This window comes from Bacillota bacterium (assembly GCA_040757205.1).
Lineage (GTDB): Bacteria > Bacillota > Desulfotomaculia > Desulfotomaculales > Desulforudaceae > Desulforudis.
This window is the reverse complement of record JBFLXL010000004.1, coordinates 180,253-195,150: the sequence shown is the minus strand read 5'-3', so window position 1 is coordinate 195,150 and position 14,898 is coordinate 180,253. Positions and strand designations below refer to the sequence as shown.

Genomic DNA, 14,898 nt, shown 5'->3' with positions numbered 1-14,898 from the left:
GTATGGCGATAAAAAACACCCCGGCGGCCGGAAGCGGCCGGGTGCCCTTCATCGACCCCGCCCGGGCGGACCACGGGGTATGCGTCGGTCCCGGACGGCAAATCCCGGCCTGCGACCAGCGCACGCTTCCCGGGGCCATGTCCCAGCGGTCCTGCGCCTACTACGGCGCCCGGTGGTTCCTGGCCCAGTTGCGCCAGGTGCTGCACCTGGTGCACGGCCCGGTTTCGTGCGCCTACTACGGCGAAACGGTGCGCAAGAAATGGTACCCGGTGTTTTCGACCGACCTGACCGAGAACGAGATCATCTTCGGCGGCGAGGCCAAGCTCTTGAGCGCGCTGCGCGAACTGGCGGCTCGCTTCCCGGACCACCGGGCGCTCTTGGTGTACGTCACCTGCGCCCCCGGCATCACCGGGGACGACGTGGACCGGGTGTGCCGCCGGGCCGAAAGGGACACCGGCATGCGTTGCGTCCCGGTGCACTGCCCGGGCTTTCTGGGCTATCACCAGGCCGCGGGCCACGAAATCGGAACGCGGGTGTTCCTCGAGCACTTCATCGGGCGCGGCGGTCCCGGCGAACCTGGCGGTCCCGGCGAACCCGGGCCGCGGGACATCAACCTTCTGGGCGAGTTTGACGTGATGGGCGACTACCGCGTGATCAAGGGGCTCTTCCGGAGGCTCGGCGTAAACGTGGTGAACGCCGTCACCGCCGATGCCTCGGTGGAAAGCCTGGCGCGCGCCCACCGGGTGCGGTTGAACCTGATCCACTGCCGCCGCACCGGGGGCCTTTTGGCCGAGGAGATGGAGGACCGGTACGGGATCGAGTACCGCAAGAGTTCCTTTTTCGGACTGACGGAAACCAGCGCCTCTTTGCGCCGGCTCGGGGAGTGGCTGGACTGCCGTGCGGAGGCCGAAGCGTTGATCGCGGAGGGAGAGGCGGCGGTCGCCGGCGATTTGGACCGGTACCGGCGAGAACTCGCGGGCAAGCGGGTGGGCCTGTTTTTCGGCGGGTCGCGGCTCGGTTCCATGCTCAAGGGTTATCGCGACCTGGGCCTGGAGGTGGTGGCGGCCGGGAGCCAGTTCGGGTGCCAAAACGACTACCGCGAGGCTTGGACCGGCCTGAACCCCGGGACGGCGCTGGTGGACGACGCCAACGAGGAGGAAGTCCTGCGGTTCATCCGGCAGTACCGTCCGGACGTCATTGCCGGCGGGACGCGGGAAAAATGGCTGGCCCACAAGTTTGGGGTTCCGTTCACCGTCTTTCCGCAGGAGAGCGGCCCCTACGCCGGGTATTCCGGTTTCTTGAACTTCGCCCGTGACATTCTGGCCGCCCTCAAGGCCCCGGTTTGGCGGATCGTGAAAGGGGAGTCTCGGAATTGAGGCGCAAGGCACGTTTCGACCACGAATTGAAAGGGCATCCCTGTTTCAATCCCGGCGCGCACCGCCGCTTCGGCCGGGTGCACCTGCCGGTGGCGCCGCGCTGCAACATCAAGTGTGGCTACTGCGACCGGGAGTTTCGGAGGGCGGCCGGGAGCTCCGGGAGCTCCGGGGGCTCCGGGGGCTCCGAGGGCTGGAGTTGTGCGCACGAAAACCGGCCGGGAACCGCCGGCAAGGTGCTCGCCCCGGAGACGGCGCTGGGCGCCCTGCACCGGGCGCTGGCCGCCGAACCCCGGATCCGGGTGGCGGCGGTGGCGGGGCCGGGGGACCCCCTGGCCAACCCGGAGACCTTCCGCACTTTTGAACTGGTGCGGGAGACCTTTCCACAACTGATCCTTTGCTTAAGCACCAACGGCCTCGTTTTGCCGGAGTCGGTCGAGCGGCTTGCCGACCTGGGCGTGGGGGCGCTGACGGTGACCGTGAACAGCGTCGATCCGGTGATCGGAGCCCTGATCCACGAGTGGATCGATCATGAGGGGAAACGCCGCCGCGGGGAGGAAGCCGCCGCGCTCCTGATCGAAAACCAGCTCGCGGGCATCAGGCGCGCGGTCGGCTTCGGCCTGGCCGTGAAGGTGAACACGGTGCTGATCCCGGGGGTGAACGACGCGCACCTCGGGGAAGTGGCGCGCACCGTGGGCGCACTCGGCGTACGGCTGATGAACACCATGCCGCTTTATCCCGCGGGTGCCTTCCGGCACCTGGACCGGCCGACCGGCGCTCAAGTGCGCGAAATGCGCCGGAAGAACGCGGGGGTGGTGCCGCAGATGAGCTGGTGCCGACAGTGCCGGGCCGATGCCTGCGGCCTGCTGGCCGCCGGTACCCGCCTTCATTCTTAACTGATTCCGGTCCGGCTGTTTTTCATTCTGAATTCTGGATTCTGAATTCTAAAAAAAGGAGTGTCCGTCCTTGAAATGCTCACCACCTGCCCTCCTGATTGTGGACTGCACCTTAAGGGACGGGGAACAATCGGCGGGATTGGCTTTTTCCACCGCCGAAAAAATTAGGGTGGGAAAACTCCTGAGCGCACTCGGGGTGGATGTCATCGAGGCGGGGACACCCGCGATGGGGAAGGTGGAGCAGGAGGCGGTTGCCGCCCTGGTTCAGGCGGGCCTTAAGGCCGAGATCACCGCCTGGAACCGGGTGCACCGCGCGGACATAGAAGCCTCGCTGGCTTGCGGCGTGACGCTGGTGCATCTTTCCGCTCCGGTTTCCGACATTCACCTGCGGTACAAACTGGGCCGGGACCGGGACTGGGTGCTCGGACAAATGACGGAGATGGCGGCCTACGCCCGGTCCAGGGGCTGCCGGGTTTCGGTGGGGGCCGAGGACGCCTCGCGGGCCGACCCCGACTTCCTCGCCGCCTACGCCCAGGCCGCCCGGCAGGCCGGCGCCCAACGCCTGCGCGTGTGCGACACGTTGGGGGGGTGCTGGACCCGTTTCGCACCGCTGCCTTGGTGGGGCGATTGACGGCCGCCGAGGCCGGCCTTCCCTTGGAAATTCACGCCCACGACGATTTCGGCCTGGCGTTGGCGAACACCCTGGCCGCGCTCCGGGCCGGGGCGCGGGCCGCGAGCGTGACCGTGAACGGGATCGGGGAGCGGGCGGGGAACGCCGACCTGGGGGAGGTCGTGCGCGCGGTCCGGAGGTTCTGCGGCTGGGAGACCGGTGTCGACGCCCGGCGGCTGAAGTCCTTGGAGCGGGTGATTCACCGGCTCTGCCACCGCTCCGGCACCCGCGCCGGGGAGGCGGTTTGGCGTCCGGCCTTTTAAAACGAAACATAACCAATATTCCACGTCTCACATATATTGCTACAGTACGTAGCAATTTTTTTCGGAGGCTTATAAGCCATTCTCTCCGGGACACCGTCCTGGACGCCGTGGTTTTTAAGCCTCCAGAGAGGGGTTATCGACGTGGAGGAAATCGATCTCAGAGGCAAACTGCCCAAGCCCAAGCTGACGACCAAAGACATTAAATCCCTGGTTGTGCTGTTCGATCAAAAGGTGCTCAAGGTTGGTGAACTGGCTGTCCCCGCGCCGGTAGGCGTTGGGATTGACAAAACGACCGGCGGGCTCGACCATCCCGTACGTTTGGAGCTGGTTGACGATGTGGTTCTTAAACCTACGATTCTAAAAGGCCTGCTCATCAACCACGGTTCGGTCAAAGTCAGGCTGACTATTGAGAACCATGATCCCGATCCTTGTCCCACCAAAAAGGAGATCGTTAAACACCTCCTGCTTCCCGTCCAGTCCATCCTGAGAATCAAGGGTATCAGGCCGGGTGATCACGTTCAGGAATTCCCGAAGGTTGAGTCGTTGCTGGTCTTCGGTTTTCCGGACCACACGGCGCCAGGAGTGGGAATGAAGATCAAACTGGTGGTCAAGGTAATCCTCAGGGTTCGGCTTATTGTCGCCCGGGAGGAAATACTAACCATTCCGGTGGTGGAAAAACCGTGCCCGAAGAAAAAGGGGTCGAGAATCGAGCTGCCCTGAAAATACCCTCTCCCTCTGGGAGAGGGTCAGGGTGAGGGGTATTTTCATCCTTCCGATGGTGCCGCTAGAGCGGCATGGTTGTCTGCTTTGATGTTGCGTCCCCTATGTGGACGGATATGCTTTTGAGCCACACAAGGAGGTTTCCCCAAGATGCCGTACTCCTGTTCGTCTGAAAACAAGTTTAATCAGCGCATCAAGGTCCCGCTGGTGATTGGACAGCAGTGTGTCCAGGAATTTGGTGACGTTACCATCCGTGCCCCTGCCGGGGTGGTAATGGATCCATTGACGGGACGATTGGAACCCCCTGTCACTCTCAGCTTGGTTGGAGTGCCTCAGATTCGTGTCTTGGAGGTGTTCCCCCGCAAGGTGATCAACCAAGGTGTGGTGCCGGTTTCACTCTCCGTAAACGGCCTCGTGATCGTTCAATTGCTTGAAATCCCGTTCCAGGGGGTCTTGGAGTTCCCCGGGGCGTTGCCCGGTGACATCGTGCAGAAGCAGGACGTCCAGGTCGAAGGCTTCAGCATTGCGCCGGTGCAGTTGCTCGACACCGGCACGAACCTGCTCGTACTCAACCTTAGCTTGAAAGCGGTTCTCCAAATGTGCATCATTGTTGTCCGTGAAACGGTGCTGAAAGTAAACGCCGTCGAAGCGTTCTGCTAGATCCCGGACGGTGACCGGGTGTCAGGAAAATTTTAACTATTGAGTGGCAGCACTGTCACCTTTTGGATTTATATGGAATAGGATGCAGCACCATTATAGTAAGGAGGAATTCCCTAATGGCGTTTGTCAATCAAATTTTGCCGTCGCAGTTCGTCAACCAACACCTGAAAACACTGCGGGTTCTCTGTAAGGAACGCGTCAACGAATTCGGTGATCTTACAATTCCGTTGGCCGGTGTCGATGTTGCCCTTCTGGACCAGATCCAAACAACAATCACCGCCGTCGGTACGCCGGTGATCCAAGTGCTTGAAGCCGTGCCGAACAAAATTGTCAACGTCGGCTTTGTCCCCGTGACCTTGAACATTGTCGTTGCCGGTATCATTAATCTGGTGGGTATCACCGTGAATGTCCCCTTCCAGGGCGTTGTTGAATGCCCGGGCGTTCTGCCTGGTGATAATATCCAGAAGCACGATATCCAGGTACTAGGGGTTATCGATACGCCCATTACGCAGTTTGCGGTCGTTGCGGGAGCATTGGTACCAACCGTTGCTCTGCTTCTCAAAGTGGTTGTGGAGCTGTGCATTGTTGTCAGCAGAGAAGAGATTCTCAAGATCAGCGCCGCCTCCACGTTCTGCTAGGAGAGACCGCGAAAAACAAGCATGGCTTGATGCGGCGAAGCCGGCGCTTCTAACCTCTCACTGCACACCTCTTTTTTGCCAGGCGCGAGTTTTTTGAAAGCGGTCTCCTAGACACCGGCGCCTGCCCGCGGCGACTATAAAGTCCTTGGCTTCTGCACCCAGAAGCCAAGGACCTTTTTTATGGTTCGCCTAAATGAATCCCGTCCGGCCAAAGACGAGGGGGTCTTTTATCAACCGTCAATCCGCATCGTCATCGTCATCGTTCATCCGGCGCCGGACATCCTCGTCCTCGTCCTCGTCCTCATCCTCGTCCTCATCCTCATCCTCTTCTTCTTCATCCCAGTCTTCGTTATCATCGTCATCCTGGTCATGATCACCCTCTTCTTCGCCATCCTCCCAGTCCTCGGCGCCATATTTATCTTGTTCCTTGAATGAGTTCGGTCCGGAGTGGTCTTCGGTATTTTTTATGTACACATTGTTGGTATATATCAAGATCAGGTTCCCAAGCCGACCATGCTCTGCCAACAAGGCCCCAAGTTTGGCCATTTCTTTCAGGGCGGCATCGGGTTTCCCAGTCGTGCCCATCCATATTCCCTCCTTAGTTACCCGCAATGTCGGGCGCTTCCACCAACTTTATTCCTATCCGGCTTACAGGGTGCATGTTAACATCTTCTTTGGCCGCCGGGGCGCTGTCCGGGCTCTACGACTGGCCCAGCAGCTTGCCGCCGTAATGGGCTGCTCACTCCGCCGCCGGCGGAAGCGAACCCAGGATGGGAAGTGCTGCCTGGTGTGTTATAATAATTGGTATGGAAAAGATGAGGGGCTGCCTTGGACTGAGTGTCTAAGCACCAATGAGGTATGCTGATGCAGATGGCAACAACGAGTGAAGTATTGAGAAAGTGCAAAGCGGCTTTAAGAAAAGCGTTGTATCCGGAGTCCTGCGCGGAGGGCGGCGGTGGCGGCCTGAAGGCAAGGGGCGGGGGGAAATGTGCGGGTCCCACCCTTGGCGGGTGGAATTTTTTTTGAAGGCGGGGAATAGGGAGATGGAGACTCGGATTGGGGTCGTGGGCATCGTGATCCAAGACCGGATCGAAATGGCGCCCCGGGTGAACGAGATTTTGAGCGCGCACGCCGACATCATCGTGGGCCGGATGGGCATCCCCTACCGGGAGAAGAACATCTGCGTAATTTCGCTGATCGTGGACGGGACGACCGACGCGGTCGGATCGCTGACCGGCAAGCTGGGCGTGTTGCCGGGCGTGGAGGTGCGGAGTTGCCTGACGGGGAGAAGGTAACTTGAAGGCCCGGGAAGGCAAACCGGCGGCACCGGGCCACGGTGAACCGGGTTGGCCGCGGGGACCGCGACGGGTGAGGCCTTGGTGTCGCGAATGAATTAGGAGCGGAGGGCCGGGAGAAGGGAATGGTGCACTTGTTGACCGCCGCGGAACGGGATTGGCGCGCCGGCCGGCTGGCGCTGGTCCAAAAGTACGAGGAGAGTGAGCGGCGCACGGATTTCATCGACGAGGCGCTGATCTGGGATATCCTGCGTGCGAAGCGCGCCCCGGAGCGCCCGGAAGTGCGCGAGGTGCTGGCCAAGGCGCGCGAACTCCGGGGTCTGGCGCCCGCGGAGGCGGCGGTGCTGTTGAACAACCGGGACCCGGAACTGCTGGCGGAAACATTCGCCGGCGCCCGGTGGATCAAGGAGCGGGTGTACGGGAACCGGATCGTGCTGTTCGCTCCACTCTACATCTCCAGCCCGTGCGTGAACAACTGCGCCTACTGCGGTTACCGGCACACCAACGAGGCGGTGCCCCGGCGCACCTTCACGCTGGAGGAACTGGAGACCGAAGTGCGGGCGCTGACCGCGAAGGGCCACAAGCGGTTGATCGCCGTGTACGGCGAGCACCCGGCGAGCGGCGCCGAGTTCATGTGCCGTTCCATCGAGAGGATTTACGCTACCAAGGATGGGCGGGGGGAGATCAGGCGGGTGAACGTGAACGCCCCGCCGCTTTCCGTCGCGGAGTTCCGCCGCCTGAAAGAGGTCGGCATCGGCACCTACCAGGTGTTTCAGGAAACCTATCACCACGAAACCTACCGGCGGCTGCATCCCGCCGGGACGCTGAAAGGCTCCTACCGCTGGCGCCTGTTTTCCCAGCACCGGGCCCAGGAGGCCGGGGTGGACGACGTGGCCATCGGGGCGCTCTTTGGGCTCTACGACTGGCGGTTCGAGGTGCTGGGCCTGATTTTCCACGCCCTGGACCTTGAGCGGGAATTCGGGGTCGGCCCCCACACCATCTCGTTTCCGCGGCTGGAGCCGGCGTGGAACACGCCGTTTGCCACCAGTTCCCCCTACCTGGTCGGGGACGAGGACTTCAAGAAAGTGGTGGCCGTGCTGCGCTGCGCCGTACCGTACACCGGCCTGATCCTGACCTGCCGGGAAAACCCCCGGCTGCGGCGGGAGGTCATGGCGCTGGGAATCTCGCAGACCGACGCCGGGTCCCGGATCGCGGTGGGCGGTTACACCGCGGCCGAGGAGCAGGTTTTGGAACGGCAGCAGTTCCAACTGGCCGACACCCGCTCCCTGGACGATTTCGTCCACGAGTTGTGCCGGGACGGGTACCTCCCGTCGTTCTGCACGTCCTGCTACCGGGCGGCACGCACCGGCTGCCACTTTATGAACTTCGCCAAAAAGGGCCTGGTAAGACACTTTTGCATCCCGAACGCGGTGCTCACCTTTCAGGAGTACCTGTTGGACTACGCCGCGCCCCGGACCAGGGAGGCGGGCGAGCGGATCATCGGCGAGTACGTGGCCCGGTACGGGGCCGAGATGCCGAAGCGGGTGGGGCGGCTGCGGGAGCTTTTGGCACGCACCGTCGCCGGCGAACGCGACCTCAAATTCTAAAAAGGGGGACAGTCCCCTATTTTACCTTCCCTGACTTTCGAGCTAGATTGGAGCCCATTATAAATAGGGGACAGTCCCCTTTTACGGGGGTGGGTGGATTGAACGAGACGCCGCGCGGCCAGCGCCTGCACCTGGCCATTTTCGGGCGGCGCAACGCCGGGAAGTCCAGCCTGATCAACGCGCTGACCGGGCAGCGGGTGGCGATCGTGGCCGACGTGCCGGGGACCACCACCGACCCGGTGGCCAAGGCCATGGAACTTTTGCCTCTCGGCCCGGTGATGCTGATCGACACGGCGGGCCTGGACGATACCGGTGAGTTGGGCCGCCTGCGGGTAGAAAAGAGTCTGGACGTTTTGCAGAAGACCGACCTGGTGCTTCTGGTCGTCGACCCCGGTGAGGGTTTCGGCGCGTGTGAGCAAGACATGCTGGCGCGCGTGCGGGCGAAAAACCTCCCCGTGATCGCCGTGGTGAACAAAGCCGACCTGTACCCGGACGGGGCGGCCGGAGAATGGCCGGAGTTGTCCTCCCTGCCCCGGATTTCAGTGAGCGCAAGCACCGGTTACGGCATCGACGGTCTCAAGCGGTCGATTGTCGGGAACGCCCCCCGGGACTGGACGCTCCCCACCATCGTCGGCGACCTTTTGGCTCCGGGGGACACGGTGGTCCTGGTCGTCCCCATCGACCAGTCGGCACCGAAGGGCAGGCTGATTCTCCCGCAGCAGCAGGTGATCCGCGACGTCCTGGAGCACGACGCGGTGGCGGTCGTGGTCAAGGAGCGGGAACTCCGCCACGCCCTGAGCCGGATGAGTCACCCGCCGAAGCTGGTGGTGACCGACGCCTCCGTGTACGGGCGCGCGATCGCCGACACCCCGCCCGGAGTGTTGCTGACGTCCTTCTCCATCCTGTTCGCCCGGTATAAGGGTGATCTAGAGACCCTGGCGGCGGGGGCCGCCGCGGTCGGCGGGCTCCGGCCGGGAGACCGGATCCTGGTCGCCGAAGCCTGCACGCACCACCCGATCGCGGACGACATCGGCCGGGTGAAGATTCCCCGCTGGCTGCGGCAGGCGGCGGGCGGGGAACTGCATTTCGACGTCATGTCCGGCGGCGGGCCACTGCCCGCGAACTTGGAGGACTACCGGTTGGTGGTCCACTGCGGGGCGTGCATGCTGAACCGCCGGGAAATGCTCTCGCGGATCATGCAGGCACAGGCGGCCAGGGTGCCCATCGTCAACTACGGCGTGCTCATCGCGCAGGTGCAGGGGGTGCTGGAGCGGGCGCTCTCGCCCTTCCCGGGGGTGCTGGAGCGGCTGGGGCCGGGGTGGAAGGCGCCGGACGCGGATGTGGTCCCGCGCCGCGCACCGCCGCAGAAGAGCGGGGTTTGATGCCGAACCGGGAAGAGATAATGGCCTTGTTGACGGCCGGGGAGGCCCAAACCGGCGCCCTCCACCGCGCCGCCGACGCGGTGCGCGCCAAGCACCTGGGAGACGCGGTGCACCTGCGGGCGATCATCGAGTTCTCGAACCACTGCCGGCAAAACTGCCTTTATTGCGGCCTGCGGCGCGACAACAGCCGGCTCTTCCGGTACCGGATGACCCCGGATGAAATCTTCGCCGCCGCCGCCGGGGCCCGGGCCGAGGGTTACCGCACCGTCGTGCTCCAGAGCGGCGAGGATTCCGGTTACCGGGCCTCCGAACTGGCGCGGTTGGTTCACCGTTTGAAGGACCGACTCGACGTCGCGGTCACCCTCTCCCTGGGCGAACTTCCCCGGGCGGCCTACCGCGAACTGCGGGTCGCCGGTGCCGACCGGTACCTTCTCAAGCACGAGACGGCCGACCCGGCGCTCTTCGCGCGCTTGCGGCCGGGCACCAGCCTGGCCGGGCGCCTGGAAAATCTGGCCCGGCTGCGGGATTTGGGCTACCAGGTGGGGAGCGGGAACATGGTCGGGCTGCCGGGGCAGACGGTGGAAAGCCTGGCCGCCGACGTTGTCCTGCTGCGGGACCTGGAGGTTGAAATGGCCGGCATCGGCCCCTTCATCCCGCATCCGGACACGCCGCTGGCCGGCGCCCCCGCCGGCCCGCTGGAACTGACCCTGAAGGTGCTAGCCGTGACGCGGCTTGCGTTGCCCCGCGCGCACCTGCCGGCCACCACCGCGGTGAGCGTCCTGCACCCGGAAGGAAGGCAACGCGCCCTTGCCTGCGGCGCCAACGTGGTGATGCCCGACCTGACCCCCGAGCCTTACCGGCGGCACTACGAGATCTACCCGGGCCGGACGGCGGCTCCGGTCGGGGCGCCGTCTTCGTTCACCGCCTGGCGGGAGGCGCTGGCCGGGCTGGGACGCCCCGTGGATTCCGGCTACGGACACGGTCCCGGGAGGAACTGAGCGGCGAGGCCGATACAAGCGTGCAGACGTCCGCGCGAGGCCCGTGGCCAAACAAAACCAAGCCAACAGCACAAGCCAACAAAACCATTTGCGCCACGGAATCTATTGTGCTACAATGAAAGCTGCCGTTCCGCGATAGCTCAACGGTAGAGCAACCGGCTGTTAACCGGTAGGTTGTAGGTTCGAATCCTACTCGCGGAGCCAATAAACGAAAAGAACGGCCGCCGCACAACGTGCGGCGGCTTTTATGGTGCGCCCGGCATAGGTGCTGTCTATAGGGAGCCTGCTGTTTGAGCTTGGCTTCTTTTAAAAGTAGCCGCAATACGTCTCTTACTTTGGGTGTGGATAACCCCTTTTGCGGCCTCTCTACCACCGCATCTCTACCATCCACCATCCTTGTCGTTTTGGAGGGTGTCCGCCAAACCGGGTCAAGTCCGTCCGGGTGTTTTACCTGGTGGTGGCCTTTCTGGTATGATTGTGCCAACGACGATTCACCGGACGGTTGCTTCTGATCAGACGAAGTAAAGAGACCAAGCGAGGCTGGAAAATGACGCTCGACAATTTGCAAGAATTTGTGGCGGCGCTCAGGCGGGAACGGGAACTGGTCGAGATCGGCGCCGAAGTGGACCCCCACCTGGAAATCCCGGAAATCCACCGGCGGGTGATCGCCGCGGGCGGGCCGGCCCTGCTTTTCAGCCGGGTGAAGGGAAGCCCCTACCCGGTGCTGACCAACATGTTCGGCACGCCGAAGCGGATCGAGGTCGCGTTCGGCCCCCGGCCGGCGGCGCTGGTGCGGGAGGCGGTGCACCTGGCCGAGACCATGCTGCCGCCCAGGCTGTCCGGGCTCTGGGGCGCGCGCGGCACCCTGCGCGATCTGGCCCGGGTGGGCACAAAGAGGGCGGGGCGTGCGCCGGTGACCGAGGTGACCGAACGGCCGGCCCGGCTGGACCAGCTGCCGATGCTCACCGGCTGGCCGGGGGATGGGGGCGCGTTTTTGACCCTGCCGCTGGTGTACACCGAACACCCGGAGACCGGCAAACACAACCTCGGGATGTACCGGGTGCAGCGCTACGACCCGGCGACCGCCGGGATGCACTGGCAGATCCACAAGGGCGGCGGTTTTCACTACCACGCGGCGGAGGAGAGGGGCGAGGCGCTGCCGGTGACCGTGTTCCTGGGCGGGCCGCCGGCCCTCATCCTGGCGGCGATCGCGCCGCTGCCCGAAGACATCCCGGAACTCCTGTTCGCCTCCCTGCTGAAGGGCAAAAAACTGCGCACGGTGCGAAACCCGGCCGGAGGCCACCCCCTGATCGCGGAGTGCGAGTTCGCGCTCTGCGGGGAGGTGCCGCCCTTTGAACGCCGTCCCGAGGGGCCGTTCGGAGACCACTACGGGTACTACTCGCTGGCCCACGATTTCCCGGTGTTCCGCGTGCACCAGGTGTACCGGCGCCGCGCGCCGGTCTACCCGGCCACGGTGGTGGGCAAGCCCCGCCAGGAGGACTACTACATCGGGGAGTACCTGACCGAAGTCTTGAGCCCGCTCTACCCGCTGGTCATGCCGTCGGTGCGCAGGCTCTGGAGTTACGGCGAGACCGGTTTCCACCCGCTGGCCGCGGCGGTGGTCAAGGAGCGGTACGCCCGGGAGGCGCTGGTTTCGGCCTTCCGCATTCTCGGCGAGGGCCAGCTTTCCCTGACCAAGTTCCTGATCATCACGGACGGCATGGTCGACTTGAAGGATTTCCGGGCGCTCTTGACCCACATTCTGGCCCGGACCCACTGGGAAACCGACTTCTTCGTCCTGGACAACCTGGCCATGGACACCCTGGATTACGCCGGTCCGGAGTTGAACCGGGGCAGCAAGGCGGTCTTGATGGGCCTGGGCGCGGCGCACCGGTCATTGCCCGCGGCTTTTGCGGGCGATCTGCCGCCGGGGGTTTCGGCCGCCGCGGTGTTCTGCCCGGGTTGCCTGGTGGCGGCCGGGGCGTCGCACGCGGACGAGCCGGGTCTGGCGCAGCGGGTGGCCGCGCACGGGGCCTTCGCCGAATGGCCGCTCGTCGTGCTGGCCGACCGGGCCCAGATCGCCCGGGACCAGACCGAGTTTCTGTGGACCGTGTTCACCCGCTTCGAGCCGGCGGCCGACATCCACGCCGCCGGGACCGAAGTGCGGCGCCACCACCTGTGTTACCGGGCCCCCGTGGTGATCGACGCCCGGATGAAGCGGGCCTACCCGCCGGAGGTGGAGCCGGACCCGGACACGGTCGCCTTGGTGGACCGCCGCTGGGGGGAATACTTCGCCGGGCTGACGCGGGTGTGGTAGGGGTGTGGACATACGCTCAGCGCGCCGTCCCGTGGTGACACGGATGTGGCAAGAGGTTTGCGCGGACATACGGCATTGCGTCCGAGGCGGAGGCTAAGTGGCAAAGGCCAAATGTTGTAGGAATATTACCTTCAAGGCTATGACTATATAGATCGGCAGCAAGGTTTACCTGACCGACGGACGGGGAGTGAGTAATGGACTGGACATTGGGTCCCCTTGACGTTGTGCTGCTGGGGCTGGGTCTGGTGCTCATTTCGGTGGGGAACCTGGTGATCTTCGCCTACCCCGCGGTGCGGTCGTTGGGTATCGAACTGAAGGGCGTAGCCGACCCGCGCGGTCTGTCGACGTTTGTGGGCCTCTGGGTGTTCGGCCTGGGTTTGGCGGCCACTCTCTTTCCGGTAGGGGTGCGCGTGGCCGGATTCTATTACGGCTGGGCGCTCGCGGCGCTGGCCGTGCTGGGCGTGTTGCGCGTGGCCACCGGTGTTCGCCGCTTCCTCGGTACCGGCGGCGGTACGGCCGAAAACGGGGACGCCACGCCGCAGTGACTGCAAAAACCAAGACAGCGCAGAAGGTATTTGTTTTTGGGAGGCTGGCAAGGCTCCATTTTTTACCCCTATGGGGCTCTGTATTTTTAGACCGCCGAAATCTGTATTTCTATTCTGCCACATAGACAGTGGCGAAATTGCCGGTTGATATCGTAGCGCCAAGAAAGCAAAGCATTGACCCCGTTCTTCCGGAATAGCTTGCCCCGGTTCTTCAAAGACTAGAGCCGAGGTGGGTATCTTGAACCGAAAAGAACTCCTCGCGAAGCTCAATTTCTTCTACAGTCTGGAACTGCAGCAGGTTGACCTTTATACCGCCCAGTCCAAACAGATGGACGACATCTACCTTTCACGCGCCCTGGCCCGGATCGCCGTGATCGAGCAGCAGCACGTGGACAACATCGCCGCCGAGATCCGCAAACGCGATGCCGAACCGACACGGCTCGGCGAGGTGGTCGCACCGGTGATGGGGCTGACCGCCGGTACGCTGACCGGGATTCTCGGCCCGAAGGTGGTCCTCAAAGCCGGGATCACCCTGGAAGAGAAGGCCATGAAAGACTATAAGGATTTCATCGTACGGGTCGGCGAGCCGGAACTTTTTGATCTGCTCTGGGATAATCTGATTGACGAGGATCTGCACACCGCCTGGTTCACCAACAAGCTCAAAGATCTGGAGCACCGCCACTGACCGCGGGCGTACGGCAACTTTCGGAGACCCGGATGTTCTTCTCCGAGAAGGTGGAGTATGGCCGCCAAGCGAATGGCAAGCCCCAAGGATAGTTGCGGGGGAAACGGCGGCGCACCTACGGTTGACCGGAAGCCGCTTCCCGCCGCTGCGTGATGAAGGCCAGGAGGTCCGAAAGCCGCCCGGTGACATCAGGGCGGCGCTCCCTCCCCTGACGCACGATCAGATGATCGGTCACCAAAAAAGTCCGGATGCCCAGATCACCGGCGACCAGATCCTCCTCCGGGTCGTTGCCGGCCATCAGGCACTCACCGGGCCCGGCTCCGAGGAGGTTCAGAATCTCCTGGTAGTATTGGGGCCTCGGCTTGCAGAAGTGCATAGTCTCGTAGGCCGTCACCAGCCGGAAGGGCAGGTCGCCGACCCCGGCCCACCGCAAACGTTCCTCGATGGCGATCCGCGGGAAGATCGGGTTGGTGGCGACCACCAGTTCGATCCCCTGGTCAAGGGCGGCGAGGCACACGGCGCGGGCCAGCGGGCTGTTGCCGGTGAGTACGGCCAGTCTGGGGAAATCCTCGTTGTAGAACCGTTCAAAAACGACCATGATCTCTTTCTCCGGCAGTCCGGACCGGGAGAAGAAGTCGTTTCGGAAAACCTCGGCGTTGGTCAGCTCCGGGTCCAGATTCTCGATCATGGCCCGGGTGGCGGCCAGCAGGTATTTAACGAAGTTTTCCGGCGCCGCGAAAGGTGTCATTCTGGCCGCCACCGCCCGGAGGTAACCCTTGAGAAACACCTCCTTGTCCATCGGGAGCAGAGTCCCGTCCAGGTCCAAAAGCAGGTATTTGCACGGCATGG

Annotated in this window: 16 protein-coding genes and 1 tRNA gene; 15 read left to right on the top strand and 2 right to left on the bottom strand. The window is 63.5% G+C overall.

Translation table 11 applies throughout. The features are described from left to right. The first annotated feature begins 2 nt into the window (after window positions 1–2). From AB1402_05170 to AB1402_05140, 7 genes are all read left to right on the top strand, one after another. Complete coding sequence (locus tag AB1402_05170; protein ID MEW6540988.1) at window positions 3–1,376, top strand: nitrogenase component 1; 1,374 nt, start codon at window positions 3–5, stop codon at window positions 1,374–1,376. Beyond that, window positions 1,373–2,269 carry a radical SAM protein gene (locus AB1402_05165; protein MEW6540987.1) on the top strand — a complete coding sequence of 299 codons (897 nt, stop codon included), beginning with the start codon at window positions 1,373–1,375 and terminating at the stop codon, window positions 2,267–2,269. Before AB1402_05170 ends, AB1402_05165 begins: the two co-directional genes overlap by 4 nt. 70 nt (window positions 2,270–2,339) lie before the next feature. Next, window positions 2,340–2,900 (top strand): hypothetical protein, encoded by a 561-nt coding sequence (locus tag AB1402_05160; protein ID MEW6540986.1) that lies wholly within the window; start codon window positions 2,340–2,342, stop codon window positions 2,898–2,900. Further along, on the top strand, window positions 2,858–3,202 hold the full coding sequence (locus AB1402_05155) for a hypothetical protein (protein ID MEW6540985.1): 345 nt from the start codon (window positions 2,858–2,860) through the stop codon (window positions 3,200–3,202). The genes AB1402_05160 and AB1402_05155 overlap by 43 nt, the downstream gene beginning before the upstream one ends. A gap of 141 nt (window positions 3,203–3,343) precedes the next feature. Continuing rightward, the gene (locus AB1402_05150; GenBank protein ID MEW6540984.1) at window positions 3,344–3,922 is read left to right on the top strand and encodes a hypothetical protein; all 579 of its coding nucleotides are present in this window, start codon (window positions 3,344–3,346) and stop codon (window positions 3,920–3,922) included. Between the two features lie 150 nt (window positions 3,923–4,072). After that, window positions 4,073–4,582 (top strand): hypothetical protein, encoded by a 510-nt coding sequence (locus tag AB1402_05145; protein MEW6540983.1) that lies wholly within the window; start codon window positions 4,073–4,075, stop codon window positions 4,580–4,582. Between the two features lie 116 nt (window positions 4,583–4,698). After that, window positions 4,699–5,220 (top strand): hypothetical protein, encoded by a 522-nt coding sequence (locus AB1402_05140; GenBank protein ID MEW6540982.1) that lies wholly within the window; start codon window positions 4,699–4,701, stop codon window positions 5,218–5,220. Between the two features lie 237 nt (window positions 5,221–5,457). Here AB1402_05140 and AB1402_05135 read toward each other — a convergent pair whose 3' ends face one another. Beyond that, window positions 5,458–5,805, bottom strand: coding sequence for a hypothetical protein (locus tag AB1402_05135; GenBank protein MEW6540981.1), 348 nt, complete (start codon window positions 5,803–5,805; stop codon window positions 5,458–5,460). A gap of 458 nt (window positions 5,806–6,263) precedes the next feature. Here AB1402_05135 and AB1402_05130 point away from each other — a divergent pair, with 458 nt between their 5' ends. From AB1402_05130 to AB1402_05095, 8 genes are all read left to right on the top strand, one after another. Further along, entirely contained in the window at window positions 6,264–6,515 is a 252-nt protein-coding gene (locus tag AB1402_05130; GenBank protein ID MEW6540980.1) for a TM1266 family iron-only hydrogenase system putative regulator, read from the top strand. 128 nt (window positions 6,516–6,643) lie between these two features. Then, a complete protein-coding gene (hydG, locus tag AB1402_05125) occupies window positions 6,644–8,122 on the top strand; it encodes a [FeFe] hydrogenase H-cluster radical SAM maturase HydG (protein MEW6540979.1) in 1,479 nt (492 codons plus the stop codon). Between the two features lie 98 nt (window positions 8,123–8,220). Further along, a complete protein-coding gene (gene hydF, locus AB1402_05120) occupies window positions 8,221–9,504 on the top strand; it encodes a [FeFe] hydrogenase H-cluster maturation GTPase HydF (GenBank protein ID MEW6540978.1) in 1,284 nt (427 codons plus the stop codon). Further along, window positions 9,504–10,502, top strand: a complete 999-nt coding sequence (gene hydE, locus AB1402_05115) for a [FeFe] hydrogenase H-cluster radical SAM maturase HydE (GenBank protein MEW6540977.1) — start codon at window positions 9,504–9,506, stop codon at window positions 10,500–10,502. The genes hydF and hydE overlap by 1 nt, the downstream gene beginning before the upstream one ends. Window positions 10,503–10,631: 129 nt before the next feature. Further along, window positions 10,632–10,706: transfer RNA gene (locus AB1402_05110), tRNA-Asn, on the top strand. 343 nt (window positions 10,707–11,049) lie between these two features. Beyond that, the gene (locus AB1402_05105) at window positions 11,050–12,819 is read left to right on the top strand and encodes a UbiD family decarboxylase (GenBank protein ID MEW6540976.1); all 1,770 of its coding nucleotides are present in this window, start codon (window positions 11,050–11,052) and stop codon (window positions 12,817–12,819) included. A 194-nt stretch (window positions 12,820–13,013) separates the two neighbouring features. Beyond that, on the top strand, window positions 13,014–13,364 hold the full coding sequence (locus AB1402_05100) for a hypothetical protein (GenBank protein ID MEW6540975.1): 351 nt from the start codon (window positions 13,014–13,016) through the stop codon (window positions 13,362–13,364). 238 nt (window positions 13,365–13,602) lie between these two features. Further along, window positions 13,603–14,049, top strand: a complete 447-nt coding sequence (locus tag AB1402_05095) for a ferritin-like domain-containing protein (GenBank protein ID MEW6540974.1) — start codon at window positions 13,603–13,605, stop codon at window positions 14,047–14,049. Window positions 14,050–14,164: 115 nt separating this feature from the next. On the opposite strand, the gene AB1402_05090 is transcribed toward AB1402_05095, so the two are convergent. Continuing rightward, the gene (locus AB1402_05090) at window positions 14,165–14,896 is read right to left on the bottom strand and encodes an HAD family hydrolase (protein ID MEW6540973.1); all 732 of its coding nucleotides are present in this window, start codon (window positions 14,894–14,896) and stop codon (window positions 14,165–14,167) included. Between the last annotated feature and the right edge of the window lie 2 nt (window positions 14,897–14,898).

What these genes read in the sequence shown, in the direction of transcription:
- AB1402_05140 (MEW6540982.1), top strand. Translation starts at nt 4,699, where the DNA reads ATGGCGTTTGTCAATCAAATTTTGCCGTCGCAGTTCGTCAACCAACAC.
- AB1402_05135 (MEW6540981.1), bottom strand. Translation starts at nt 5,805, where the DNA reads ATGGGCACGACTGGGAAACCCGATGCCGCCCTGAAAGAAATGGCCAAA.
- AB1402_05105 (MEW6540976.1), top strand. Translation starts at nt 11,050, where the DNA reads ATGACGCTCGACAATTTGCAAGAATTTGTGGCGGCGCTCAGGCGGGAA.
- hydE (MEW6540977.1), top strand. Translation starts at nt 9,504, where the DNA reads ATGCCGAACCGGGAAGAGATAATGGCCTTGTTGACGGCCGGGGAGGCC.
- AB1402_05170 (MEW6540988.1), top strand. Translation starts at nt 3, where the DNA reads ATGGCGATAAAAAACACCCCGGCGGCCGGAAGCGGCCGGGTGCCCTTC.
- AB1402_05100 (MEW6540975.1), top strand. Translation starts at nt 13,014, where the DNA reads ATGGACTGGACATTGGGTCCCCTTGACGTTGTGCTGCTGGGGCTGGGT.
- AB1402_05090 (MEW6540973.1), bottom strand. Translation starts at nt 14,896, where the DNA reads ATGCCGTGCAAATACCTGCTTTTGGACCTGGACGGGACTCTGCTCCCG.
- AB1402_05130 (MEW6540980.1), top strand. Translation starts at nt 6,264, where the DNA reads ATGGAGACTCGGATTGGGGTCGTGGGCATCGTGATCCAAGACCGGATC.
- AB1402_05145 (MEW6540983.1), top strand. Translation starts at nt 4,073, where the DNA reads ATGCCGTACTCCTGTTCGTCTGAAAACAAGTTTAATCAGCGCATCAAG.